Origin of the sequence: Bacteroides finegoldii DSM 17565, from assembly GCF_000156195.1 — a bacterium.
Lineage (GTDB): Bacteria > Bacteroidota > Bacteroidia > Bacteroidales > Bacteroidaceae > Bacteroides > Bacteroides finegoldii.
In genome coordinates, this window is sequence record NZ_GG688317.1 from 132,936 (window position 1) to 146,708 (window position 13,773).

Genomic DNA, 13,773 nt, shown 5'->3' on the forward strand with positions numbered 1-13,773 from the left:
AAGAGTGCTATATCAATCTCGTGATTTTTATATGAATAAAGAGAACAATGATATAGCACTCTTTAAAAAACAATTAGTAGTATGGTTATAAGAAAGATTAGTTATTATAGAGTAATTGTATCTCTTTGTCTGTTTATGTTCCTTTTATCTCCTGTTTTCGGAGACGAGAATTCAGCCGTTTCATTTGATAAGGAACTACCGGAGAATAACATAGTTACGATTCAGCCTGATTCTTTGCGTATTCTTCATAACCCGCTTACAGGATGGGTGCTCTATGCAAGTATGGGAGTGGATGCTGCAGATTTTTGGGCACAGTATGACCATATGTATATTCCTGAACTGGGACACAATGTTAGTGTGACAGATTATGCTCATACGCTTTATATTCGCGCTAGTTGGACAGATTTTAATCCACAGGAAGATGTATATGGTTGGAAAATTGATTCTAATTTGAGAGCATATATTGAAGGAGCTTATCAGCGGAATATGCGCTTGGCATTTCGTGTTGTAGTTGACAGTCGTGATAAAAGAACGGAATTTACTCCTCAATTTGTAAAAGATGCCGGTGCAAAAGGATTTATGAATAAAGGTAAATGGTCACCTTATTCTGACGATCCTATTTTTCAGAAGTACTATACTAAATTTGTGAAGACTCTGGCTAAAGATTTCAACGATCCTTCGAAAGTTGAATTTATAGATGGATTCGGACTTGGGAAATGGGGAGAATATCATACAATGATTTATTCAACAGGTGATGATACTCCAAAGAAAGCTGTTTTCGATTGGGTGACAGATATATATTCTCAAGCTTTTGATAAAGTTCCGGTAGTAATTAACTACCATAGATGGATTGGTGCGGGAAAAGATTGGGTAGATGATGAACATTTTGCTGCTGACAGTGAAGAAATGCTGGAAGAAGCAATCAAGAAGGGATATTCATTACGTCATGATGCATTTGGTATGACAACCTATTATGGCAGTTGGGAACGTAGGTTCGCAAAAAAATATCGTAATATCTGCCCCATTATTATGGAAGGTGGCTGGATTGTCAAATCACATAGTTATTGGCAGGATCCTAGAGGATATCGCAAGGATTCACACGAGGACGTAAGACGCGGTGAGTTTGATGACAGCAAAGAGGCACATGTTAATATGATGGATTTCCGTTTTGGCGATACAGAGTCCTGGTTTAAAGATGCTTTTAGTTTAGTACGCCGATTCCTTCGGGAAGGCGGGTATAGGCTCTATCCCAGTGAGATCTCTTTACCGCTAGAAGTCTCTAAAAAAACAACTCCGACTATTAAACATTGCTGGAACAATTTGGGATGGGGGTACTGTCCTACTAATATTCCGCAATGGAATCAAAAATATAAAGTAGCTTTCGCTTTGCTCGATTCTGAAACGAATGAGGTGCGATATACATTTGTGGATACGAATACTGATTTATCGAAGTGGATAAAAGGAAGTCCCGCTGAATATGTATTTGAGCCGGATATGTCCAAAGTTGAAACGAGTACTTATGTTTGGGCTGTGGGTTTGGTTGACCGGAGTAATAAAGATCTCATAGGGCTGGATATTGCCGCCAAAGGGGATATATTGGATTCGGGCTGGTTAAAATTGTCGAAAGTAAGCATAAAAAAATAAGAGCTATAGGTATGAAGATTAATTTTCAAAATATGTGCAGTTTGAGAAAAATAAGTTGTGGGCTTATTTTTTCTATGGCTATATCATTAGTCGCTTGCGGCAGTGATAATGATGAAGAAAGAGGTGATAATGGTGATGATGGTTTGGTAGAAGATACTTCTATTCCAGGAAACAGCATTGTCATGATAAAGCAGAATCGAAATATCATTTTGCATAATCCTCTTTCCGGATGGGTATTATATGCGGGTATTGGTGATGGTTTATCTTCCACATTCTGGCAGGATTATGATAATTTCCCGTCATCGGAAGGCACTGTAAAGGTCTCTGATTATGCAAATACTTTATACCTTCGTGGTGCCTGGGCTGATTTTAATCCTGAAGAAGGAAAATATGCATGGAACTCCGATTGTGATACCCCTTCGGCTAAGCGACTGAAGATGTTGATAGAGGGAGCTAAGCAAAGAAATATGAAATTGGCCTTTACTTTTGTGGTAGATAGCCGTGATAAGCACTATAATTTTACTCCGAATTTTGTAAAAGAGGCTGGCGCGAAAGGATATGAAACACAAACAGGTTCAGTAAAAGTATGGTCTCCCTATCCGGATGATCCTATTTTCCAGAAATATTATGAGAAATTTATCAGGGCTTTGGCTAAGGATTTTAATGATCCCGACAAAGTACAGTTTGTAAGTGGTTCAGGATTTGGAAAATGGGGAGAGTATCATAGTGTATGGTACTATCAGGTGCGTGAGTTGGGAAAACCGGAGCTGCCGACTCGTGAGGCTGTTTTCGATTGGGTGACAGATTTATATTCTCAAGTATTTGATAAAGTTCCTGTGTTTATAAATTATCATCGTTGGATAGGTACAAGTAAAGAATGGGACGGCAATAACTATGATAAAGATAGTGAAAGATTAATAGGAAAAGCAGTAACTAAAGGATATTCATTACGTCACGATGCGTTTGGTATGAAAACTTACTATTCTACTTGGGAACGCAATTTTATAGCCAAGTGGAAGTATCTCGTTCCTGTAGTAATGGAAGGCGGCTGGGTGAAAAATTCTCACGGAAACTCGATTCAGGGAGATGGATATGCCAATTATGCAGAAGTACGTCAAGGTGAGTTTGATGAGGCTAAAATTGCATGTGTTAATATGATGGATTTACGTTATAATTCGGACTTGTATAATGGAGAAACTTATTCATGGTTTAATGAAGCTTTTCATTTGGTTAAACAGTTTAGTACAGAAGGAAGCTACCGTTTATTTCCTGATAGGATTTCTTTACCTACAACCATTTCTAATGGTAAGCAGATTGAAATAGCACATCGTTGGAATAATTCTGGTTGGGGATATTGTCCAACGAATATTCCCCAGTGGAAGAATAAATATAAAGTAGCTTTTGCTTTATTGGATGTTAAGGATGATAAACCAGAGTATGTATTTGTTGATGGAGAACCGGAAGCTTGTGATTGGGTGAAAGGTACGGCTAAATCCTATATGTTTACAACTCAGATTAAAGGTGTGAGGGCTGGTAAATACATGTGGGCTGTTGGTATTGTTGACACAACTAAACAGAATGAAATTGGAATTCGTCTTGCTGTGAAAAATAATGTAACATCTGCTGGCTGGTTGAAGTTATTTGAGGTTTCCGTACGATAAGTTTAAAATCAATTGAAAAATAAAAATGATAACTAACCGACGAAAACGTAATGAAAAGAAAAGTATTAATTTTCGGTTTATGCCTGTTGGAAGTAACATGTGCCCTTTCGGCAAAAGATAAAAAAAGTATTCCTTTGTATAAGGATGCCAAAGTACCGATTGAAAAACGGGTTGATGATTTGTTGTCACGCATGACTTTGGAAGAGAAAATTCTGCAACTGAATCAATATACCATGGGGCGGAATAACAATGTGAATAATATAGGAGAAGAGGTTAAAAAAGTTCCGGCGGAAATTGGTTCGTTGATTTATTACGATACCAATCCTACTTTGCGTAATAATGTGCAAAAGAAGGCTATGGAAGAATCTCGTTTGGGCATTCCTATTATTTTTGGTTACGATGCCATTCACGGATTTCGTACTGTGTATCCTATTTCTCTGGGACAGGCTTGCTCTTGGAATCCTGAACTGGTAGAAAAAGCGTGTGCAGTTACTGCGCAAGAAGCCCGTATGTCGGGGGTGGACTGGACATTTTCACCGATGATTGACGTAGCGCGCGATCCCCGCTGGGGACGTGTTGCCGAAGGATACGGTGAAGACCCGTATACGAATGGGGTATTTGCTGCTGCATCGGTGCGTGGTTATCAAGGAGATGATATGTCTGCCGAAGACCGCATAGCGGCTTGTTTGAAACATTATATCGGTTATGGCGCTTCCGAAGCCGGACGTGATTATGTTTATACCGAGATTTCTAGACAAACTCTTTGGGATACTTATCTGCTCCCTTATGAAATGGGCGTGAAAGCGGGTGCAGCGACTCTGATGAGTTCTTTTAATGATATCAGTGGTATCCCTGGATCTGCCAATCACTATACGATGACGGAAATTCTGAAAGAACGTTGGGGACACGATGGCTTCATCGTTTCCGATTGGGGAGCAATCGAGCAACTGAAAAATCAGGGACTGGCAGCTAATAAAAAAGAGGCAGCAGTGTATGCCTTCAATGCAGGTCTTGAGATGGATATGATGTCTCATGCTTACGACCGCTATATGAAAGAGTTAGTTGAAGAAGGAAAAATAACGATGGCTCAAGTGGATGAATCAGTCCGCCGTGTTTTGCGAGTGAAATTCCGTTTAGGTTTGTTTGAACGTCCCTATACTCCGGTTACAAGTGAGAAAGAACGTTTTTTCCGTCCGCAAAGCATGGATATTGCCGCCCAGCTTGCGGCTGAATCCATGGTATTATTGAAAAATGAGAATCAGATATTACCACTGACAGATAAAAAGAAGATTGCCGTAGTAGGCCCCATGGCAAAAAATGGCTGGGACCTATTAGGTTCTTGGTGTGGACATGGGAAAGATACGGATGTAGTAATGCTCTATAACGGACTGGCAACCGAGTTTGTGGGAAAAGCTGAACTGCGTTATGCGTTAGGTTGTAGAACACAAGGGGATAATCGAAAAGGTTTTGAAGAAGCATTAGAAGCAGCCCGTTGGTCTGATGTCGTTGTTCTTTGTCTGGGCGAAATGATGACTTGGAGTGGTGAGAATGCTTCTCGTTCCTCTATTGCATTGCCTCAAATTCAGGAAGAACTGGCAAAAGAGCTGAAGAAAGTCGGCAAACCCATCGTGTTGGTATTGGTGAACGGACGCCCGTTGGAATTGAACCGGTTGGAACCGATTTCGGATGCTATATTGGAAATTTGGCAGCCGGGTGTGAATGGTGCGCTTCCAATGGCTGGAATATTGTCTGGACGTATCAACCCTTCCGGTAAACTGGCTATGACTTTCCCTTATTCAAATGGGCAGATTCCTATCTATTATAATCGTCGTAAAAGCGGACGTGGTCATCAAGGATTCTATAAAGATATAACAAGTGATCCTTTGTATCCTTTCGGGCACGGTCTGAGCTATACTGAATTCAAATATGGCGTTGTTACTCTTTCCGCTTCTAAAGTAAAGCGCGGCGAGAAATTGTCGGCCGAGGTAACTGTTACTAATACGGGGAAACGTGATGGTTTGGAAACGGTACATTGGTTCATCTCCGATCCATATTGCTCAATTACACGTCCTGTAAAAGAGTTGAAGTATTTTGAAAAACAATCTATTAAAGCCGGAGAAACGAAAATCTTTCGTTTCGACATAGATTTGGAACGTGATTTGGGCTTTGTAGACGGAAATGGAAAACGTTTTCTGGAAGCTGGAGAGTACTATATTCAGGTAAAAGACCAGAAAGTGAAGATAGAATTAACGGATTAATTTGAATCTTTTACAGGCTCGGTTGTCAACCGGTTAAGAAAAATACGGTTGATTTGAATTGCCTAGTGATCAATAAATGAATATATAATGAAGAAAATACTTTTACTAGGAGTGTTTCTGTTATGTGTAACTTTTATACAAGCAACAGAAGTTCCTTTTCAAAAAGCAGAAATTAAGTCTATCATGCGAAAGGTGGCGGATTGGCAGATTGCCAATCCACACCCCGCTCCTGAACATGACGACTTGAACTGGCCGCAAGGCGCTCTTTATGTCGGCATGGTGGATTGGGCGGAATTAGCTGAAAAAGAAGACAATGATGATACATATTATAAGTGGCTGACTCGTATCGGGCAGCGGAATTGTTGGCAGCCGGACAAACGGTTTTATCATGCTGATGACATCGCTGTTTCACAGTCCTTTTTGGATTTATACCGCAAGTACAAAGATGAAGCAATGATTATCCCTACGCTCGCCCGTACGGAATGGATTGTCAATCATCCCTCTGAAGGCAGTTTCAAGCTGGTGGAGGGAGACTTAAAGACCTTGGAACGTTGGACTTGGTGTGACGCTCTCTTTATGGCTCCTCCTGTATATGCCAAATTGTATATGCTGACCGGAGAGAAAAAGTATATCAAATTTATGAATCGTGAGTATAAAGCGACTTATGATTACTTGTTCGATAAAGAAGAAAATTTGTTCTACCGTGACTGGCGTTATTTTGATAAGCGCGAAGCCAATGGCAAGAAAGTCTTTTGGGGACGTGGCAACGGTTGGGTGCTTGGTGGTCTGGTTGAAATATTAAAGGAACTGCCCAAGAAAGATAAGAACCGCAAATTCTATACGGAATTGTTTGTAAAACTGGCTACCCGTGTTGCCGGATTGCAGCATCCGGACGGTTTCTGGCATGCCAGTCTCTTGGATCCTGCCTCTTATCCATCACCGGAAACAAGTTGTACTACTTTCATTGTCTATTCCATTGCTTATGGAATAAACGAAGGTTTATTGAATAAGGGAACCTATCTTCCAGTGTTGGTAAAAGGCTGGAAGGCATTAGTCTCGGCTGTGGAACCGAATGGGAAATTGGGTTATGTGCAGCAAATCGGTGCTGACCCGAAGAAAGTGACTCGTGACATGACGGAGGTTTATGGAGTTGGTGCTTTTTTGATGGCGGGCAATGAAATTTACAAAATGGTGAGATAATCTGTTCCCTTATATATATATAGAGAGAGGGAGCCCAAAAATAGAATATCTGCTTTATACAGTTCCGATTGTAACTGTTGAGTATAGAAGGGCTATATCAAGCTTCGTTTCAAAGCAATGATATGGCTTCTTCTATTATTGATAAAGAACGTTAATATTATATAGCTCTACCTATATGATATACAAGAATTCTGCGCCTATAAATATATAAAATAGTAATCTAATTAAATGGAAGACTTGGAAAGAGAACTTTTGTTGATTTCCAAAGGGGATGAGCTAGCTTTTAATAGTTTCATGAACCGATATTCAAAGAAGTTATACTACCACGCCTTTGGTATCCTTAGTAATAAGGAAATGGCTGAAGAAGTGGTAGGCGATGTTTTCTTTGAAGTGTGGAAACTACGTAAGACGCTTTTAGAAATAGCCAGTATATTGAGTTGGCTGAATACGATTGTATATCGTAAGTCAATCTCTTATTTGCGCAAGGAGGCAAAGGGTAATCAAGAGATATCTTTTGAGGAGCTTCAAGATTTCTCTTTTCCTGATATGCAAACTCCAATGGATGATATGCTTTCGCGCGAAGAACTCCAATGCTTGAATGAAGCGATCAATAGTTTGCCGCCCAAGTGCAAGCATGTATTCTTTTTGGCTAAACTGGAACAAATGCCTTATGCGGAAATTGCGCGTATGTTGCAAATCTCGCTACCTACGGTGAATTATCATATAGGATATGCTATGAATGCTTTGAGAAAGAGACTTGTGGACGGGTGATTTAGAAAAAGAAAGCACTAAAAGAAAAAAATAGAATTTCAACCTATAGATAAATCTAACATTTGCGTCTTTATAAATAGAAGGGAACTTCTCATGAGAAGATTATAAAAAGGAAAGAGATATTGAAAGGATAAAAAGATTTGAAGATGGATAAAGATATTAATGATTATACATATGGGGATTTACAGGGTGACATCAAGTTGAAGTCATTTATAGAACACAGTACCCCGGCCGAGATAGATATCTCCGGTATTAAGAAAAAAGCTTTTTTGAAAATGCATCAACATGAACGTAAATCTAGGCAGCGACGCGTTTTGATGTATATTGGCTCAGTAGCTGCTACGCTGCTTTTTTTAATAGGTATAAAATATATAATTACAGAGGATGCGATGGGCGGTTTGTCCCGCATGGAAGTTACAGAATTGATGGCTGATTCATATGACGAAGAGGTGGAAGTGCCTGTTGGAGAAAAGATGACACTGATGTTGGTCGATGGTACAAAAATCGTAGCCAACTCGCGGACAATTGTACGCTACCCCAAACGTTTTGATGGCGATTGCCGTGAAGTATATGTGAAAGGTGAGGCTTACTTCGATGTGGCACATGATGCAGAGCATCCGTTTTTGGTTCATTCGGATAATTTCAGAGTGAAAGTACTTGGAACAAGATTTAATGTGAACAACTACGATACTTCGGATTCGCAAGTAGTATTAGTTCAAGGCTCGGTAGAACTAAAAACGACAAACAATGATCGGGTTCGTATGAAACCGAATGAAATGGTGAATTTGCAGGAGGGTGGTTTCGCTGAAAAGCGGTTAGTAAATACCGACGAATATACTTGTTGGATGCAGGGTATGATTAGCCTGACCGGTGAAAGTGTAGAGTCTGTCACCCAACGACTCAGTCATTATTATGGAGTGACGATTCTGCCTGATGATAAGATATCGGTTAATAAACTTTATGGCAAGCTGATACTTGGTAATCGTGTGAAAGAAGTTTTGCAAACCATTGAAACCATGACGCAAACCCGTATGAAAGTTCATGGTGATACGATCTACTTAGTGAAGAAGTAACTGCTTTTGTAGTTAGTTGCTACTGAATGAAATAATTACATAAGAACTTATTATCAAAATTTATAATGCCTTTATAGCAAGGAGAGGAGGTTTATACGCTTTTTCGTAAGGAGAAGCTATGCTTTTTAATACCATTGAAGAATATGAAAAAATACACTTTGTTACGTACATTTATGCTTTTTATAGCAGCTCTGATACTCTGTGGATGGTTTTCGATACATACACAAGCAGCTATAACTAAAGGAGTGAAGGCGCCTGAACAAACAGTATGTTTTGAGCCTGATACTACTTCTGTACTCAAAAATCCCCTTACGGGTTGGGTAATGTACTTGGGACGTGCATGGGATGAAAACTTTTGGCAGACCCAACGCTATGATGCTATGCCCGTAAATGGTGGGGATTCCACTGTTCGTGTGAGCGATTACGCCGGTACATGTTATATTCGCATCAATTGGAATATGCTTGAAAGTAAAGAGGGAAAGTATGTATGGAACGATCCGGACTCACGTATCTATAAATTGCTTGCTTCGGTGCGTGAACGTGGAATGCGTTTGGCTTTCCGTATTAATGTAGACAGCCGCGACCAGGGACAGAATACACCTCTCTATGTAAAGGAAGCCGGTGCGAAGGGTTTTCAGGATCCTAATAATTCCCAAATATGGTCGCCTTATCCCGACGATGCCGTATTCCAACAGAAATACGAAAAATTCCTTCAAGCCTTTGCCGTTGCTTTTGACGACCCTGATAAAGTGGATTTTATTGATGCCTATGGTCTTGGTAAATGGGGGGAAGCACACGGTGTGAAATATAATGATTATTCAAAAAAAGAAGAAGTATTCGAATGGATTACCGATGTTTATACAAAAGCTTTCAAACGTGTACCGTTAGTGATAAACTACCATCGCTTGGTGGGGGATACTATTAGTTGGGCAAAACCACACCCTGATAGCAAACGGTTACTCGAAAGGGCTATAGCCAAAGGATATATCATCCGTCACGATGCTTTCGGCATGACCGGTTATTATGAACAATGGGAGAAAGATTTTGCCCGTGCTTACCGCTATCGTCTACCCATTATTATGGAGGGTGGATGGATTACCGGAGCACACCATCGTTACTGGATTGATCCCAGCGGCAAGTATCGCGAAGGGCATTCGGAAGATGTGCGTTTGGGTGAGTATGAAGAAAGCCGTAATGCTCATGTCAATATGATGGATCTTCGTACAGGAGATGAAGTAGCTTCATGGTTTAATACTTCTTTCGATTTGGTAAATCGTTTCGTACGTGAGGGAGGATATCGTCTCTATCCTACTAAGGTGAGTTTCGTGAATAAGGCTCGTCAAGGTGAACTGGTGAGTATGCAGCACAATTGGCGTAATTTGGGTTGGGGATACTGTCCTACCAACATTCCTCAGTGGAAAGGAAAATATAAAGTCTGTATCGCTTTGATGGATACCGGTCATAGCATTGTGAAAAAGCAGATTGCAGAGGAGGCTGATCTCTCTGCCTGGGTGCAGGGCTGTGATGGTCATTACACCACAAATATCAGTCTGGAGGGTCTTCAAAAAGGAAGTTATACGTGGCTCATTGGACTGGTTGATACTACCAAGGCATACCAACCGGGTTTGAAGATGGCAGTTGACAAGAATCTTCTTTTCGATGGATGGTGTAAAGTCGGTACGCTCGAAATCGGAAAGTGACTGGTGTACGGTGCATTCATCGCAAATCATTATACAATAAATACTAATTATTAATCTTAATATTATGAATCGGAAAACAATCGTAACTAAGGTGGCAAGCTTTGCAAAGGCTTTCTGTTTGGCAGGACTGCTATCTGTCCCCGTCTATTCTAGTGCGTCGACTGTTTCATTCGAGAAGCTAAATGGAATATATATTCTTAAAGCTGAAAATTCGACAGTGAAACAAGTGTTCGACTATATCGAGAAGCATAGCAAATATGTTTTTGTTTATGACCAATCGGTCAAAGAGCGTCTTGAATATAAGGTAAATATTGAATTGCAAGGAAAGTCAATTGACACCATCTTGGCGGAGGTGTGTCGGCTGGCTAATTTGAAGTATTACATTCAGAACCGTCAGGTAACTATCACTGTTAATTCTTCCCCAAAGCCTACTACTAAGGTAAAAAAAACAAAGCATATTTCAGGGCAGGTAGTTGATGTTACTGAACTTCCGATGATTGGTGCTACGGTTCGTGTGAAGGGTAGTGATGTGGCCACCATCACCGATCTTGATGGCAAATTTCAGATAGATGTTCATGAAGGTAGCGAACTGCTCATCAGTTATGTCGGTTATATGGATAAAATAGTACGGATAGATAGCAAGAATATGTATGCTGTCGTTATGGAAGAAGCTAGTAAGACACTTAATGAAGTGGTGGTTATCGGTTACGGTGCTGTGAAAAAGAAAGACCTCACTGGAGCGGTGGCGGCTGTGAAAGGGGAAGAGTTAGTAAACAAACGTACAGCCATGCTTTCCAATGCCTTGCAGGGATCACTTTCGGGAGTGATGGTGACACGTAATAGTTCGGCTCCCGGTTCGGGTGCCGCCTCTATCCGTGTGCGTGGTATTACTACGATGGGTGAATCGAGTCCGTTGGTGATAGTAGACGGTGTGCAAAGTTCGCTCGACTATGTGAATTCTAATGATGTAGAGAGTATTTCGGTATTGAAAGATGCTGCGGCTGCTAGTATTTATGGTTCAAAAGCTGCTGCTGGCGTTATCCTTGTTACCACTAAGCGCGGTAACGATAGTGGTAAAATCAATCTGAAGTACAATGCTGAATTTGGTTGGGAAATTCCTACCAAACAACCCGGTATGGTAGGAGTTACCCGCTACCTGGAAATGAGTAACGAATTGAAGTACAACGATAACCCTACCGGTGGCTTTTTTCAGGAATATACGGCCGATCAGACAAAGAATTGGGTAAAGTATAATGCTGTCGATCCTAACCATTATCCTATTACTGACTGGACTGATTTGATTTTGAAGTCGAGTGCTCCCCGCATGACTCACACTCTTTCCGTATCGGGTGGTAACAAAACGGTAAAGTCGGTAGCTACTCTTTCGTATGATGAGGTGGACGGGCTTTACGATGGTCGTGGATTCCAGCGTTATATGTTTCGTTCGAACAACGACTTTAATATCAACGATAAACTCAGTGCTCAAATAGACGTAAATATCCGTCATGCTAAGAGTAGTACTAAAAATTATGATCCTTTCGATACCATGCGTAAGATGCCTGCCATCTATCCCGCTACGTGGGACGATGGTCGTCTGGCTTCGGGTAAGAGTGGTTCAAATCCCTACGGACTGCTTGTGGCTGGTGGTAATTCAGTTGCTCACAGTACTCAGGTGGCTGGTAAAGGTTCGCTCACTTTCAAACCTGTCAAAGGGTTAAGTATCTCGGGTATCGTATCTCCTTTTATTAATTATCAAAAGAAAAAAGCATTTAAAAATTCGTGTGGATATACTTTAGCGGATGATCCCGAAACATTTGGCGGTTATTTTGACTCCGGTAGCACTTGGACTACCAATTCGCTTACGGAAACCCGTAAGGATGATTATCATGTCACTAGTCAGGTTATTGCTAATTACATGGGAACGTTCGGCAGTCATGATCTCACTGTGATGGCGGGTTTTGAGAACTACTATATGAAAGATGAAGAACTGACTGCAGCACGTGATAAATACGAACTTACCGGTTATCCTTATCTCAATATTGGTTCAGAAGACTTTCAGACTAATAGCGGTAAAGGTTCTGAATATACTTCAAATTCTGTTTTCGGTCGTGTTATCTATTCGTATGCTGATCGTTACTTGTTTCAGGCTAATATACGTCACGATGGTAGTTCGCGTTTTGCTAAAGGTTATCGTTGGGGTACCTTTCCTTCATTCTCAGCAGGTTGGGTAATGAGTGAAGAGAAGTTTATGAAAAGTCTTAATTGGGATTGGCTTTCATTCTTGAAGTTGCGCGGCTCATGGGGTATACTGGGTAATGAACGTATTGGTGACGATTACTTTCCTTATATAGCTCTGATGAGTTTTGGCAATTCGTTATTTTATATGGCTGACGGAAGTGTTGTTTCTGATAAAACAGCTCGTCCCGCTATATTGGCTGTAGAAGATATTACTTGGGAAACCACTACTAGCACAGACTTTGGTTTGGATGCAAATTTCTTCAATAATCGTTTGCAGTTCCACTTTGACTATTATTGGAAACAAACTAAGGATATGTTACTGAAAATTGAGATCCCCTACTTCATGGGATACAATAACCCTAATACAAATGCGGGTAAAATGTCTACTCATGGTTATGATATTGAACTGGCATGGAATGATCGGATAGGCGACCTCCAATATGGAGTGAATGTAAATTTCTCGGATTTCCTTTCAAAGATTGATTATATGAATGATGGTGAGCAAATCAGCAATGGTAAAATTAAGCGCGCCGGCGTTCTTTTCAATGAATATTATGGTTATGTATGTGATGGCATTTATCAGACCCAGGAGGAAGTGAATAACTCAGCCCGTACGAGTACAACCGTTACGGTAGGTGATTTGAAGTATCGAGACATCAGTGGTCCGGATGGCGTACCTGATGGTATAATCAGTCCTGAGTATGACCGTGTACCTTTAGGTAATTCGTTGCCCCGTTTCCAATATGGTGGCACATTCAATGCTTCTTACAAAGGTATTGACTTCAGTATTGCTTTTCAAGGCATCGGCAAGCAAAATTCATATCTTTCTACTGCCATGGTGCAGCCACTACGTGATAATTATGGGAGCGTTCCGTCTATTATCGAAGGTAAATATTGGAGTCCTTTTAATACAGCAGAAGAGAATTTGTCAGCTAGGTATCCCCGTCTTTCGAATGTATCGAAAAGTAATAACTATGCTACGTCTAGCTTTTGGATGTTTAACGGCTCATATTTCCGTTTGAAGAATCTCACATTGGGTTATACTCTTCCTGAAACATGGACACAAAAAGCGGGTATAGACCGTGTCCGCTTTTATATAAGTGGTAGTGATCTTTTCTGTTTGAGTAATTTCCCTGATGGGTGGGACCCTGAAATGGGTGCCTCATCTTATCCGATTACAACTTCTTTAGTAATGGGTTTGCAAGTTAACTTTTAAATAAATTTAGGA

8 protein-coding genes are annotated in these 13,773 nt (G+C 40.6%); all 8 read left to right on the plus strand.

The window, feature by feature from the left end:
- The first annotated feature begins 81 nt into the window (after positions 1-81).
- The 8 genes from BACFIN_RS18735 to BACFIN_RS18700 all read left to right on the plus strand — a co-directional run bounded on the left by BACFIN_RS18735 (position 82) and on the right by BACFIN_RS18700 (position 13,761).
- A complete protein-coding gene (locus BACFIN_RS18735; RefSeq protein ID WP_032839002.1) occupies positions 82-1,644 on the plus strand; it encodes a hypothetical protein in 1,563 nt (520 codons plus the stop codon).
- 11 nt (positions 1,645-1,655) lie between these two features.
- Complete coding sequence (locus BACFIN_RS18730; protein WP_007747780.1) at positions 1,656-3,305, plus strand: hypothetical protein; 1,650 nt, start codon at positions 1,656-1,658, stop codon at positions 3,303-3,305.
- Positions 3,306-3,355: 50 nt separating this feature from the next.
- Positions 3,356-5,563, plus strand: a complete 2,208-nt coding sequence (locus BACFIN_RS18725) for a glycoside hydrolase family 3 N-terminal domain-containing protein (RefSeq protein WP_007747781.1) — start codon at positions 3,356-3,358, stop codon at positions 5,561-5,563.
- Between the two features lie 87 nt (positions 5,564-5,650).
- Positions 5,651-6,763, plus strand: a complete 1,113-nt coding sequence (locus BACFIN_RS18720) for a glycoside hydrolase family 88/105 protein (protein WP_007747783.1) — start codon at positions 5,651-5,653, stop codon at positions 6,761-6,763.
- Between the two features lie 228 nt (positions 6,764-6,991).
- Positions 6,992-7,534, plus strand: a complete 543-nt coding sequence (locus BACFIN_RS18715; protein ID WP_007747785.1) for an RNA polymerase sigma factor — start codon at positions 6,992-6,994, stop codon at positions 7,532-7,534.
- Between the two features lie 146 nt (positions 7,535-7,680).
- A complete protein-coding gene (locus BACFIN_RS18710; protein ID WP_007747787.1) occupies positions 7,681-8,607 on the plus strand; it encodes a FecR family protein in 927 nt (308 codons plus the stop codon).
- A gap of 143 nt (positions 8,608-8,750) precedes the next feature.
- Complete coding sequence (locus BACFIN_RS18705; RefSeq protein ID WP_007747789.1) at positions 8,751-10,307, plus strand: DUF4832 domain-containing protein; 1,557 nt, start codon at positions 8,751-8,753, stop codon at positions 10,305-10,307.
- A 64-nt stretch (positions 10,308-10,371) separates the two neighbouring features.
- On the plus strand, positions 10,372-13,761 hold the full coding sequence (locus tag BACFIN_RS18700) for a SusC/RagA family TonB-linked outer membrane protein (RefSeq protein WP_007747790.1): 3,390 nt from the start codon (positions 10,372-10,374) through the stop codon (positions 13,759-13,761).
- The last annotated feature ends 12 nt before the right edge of the window (positions 13,762-13,773 follow it).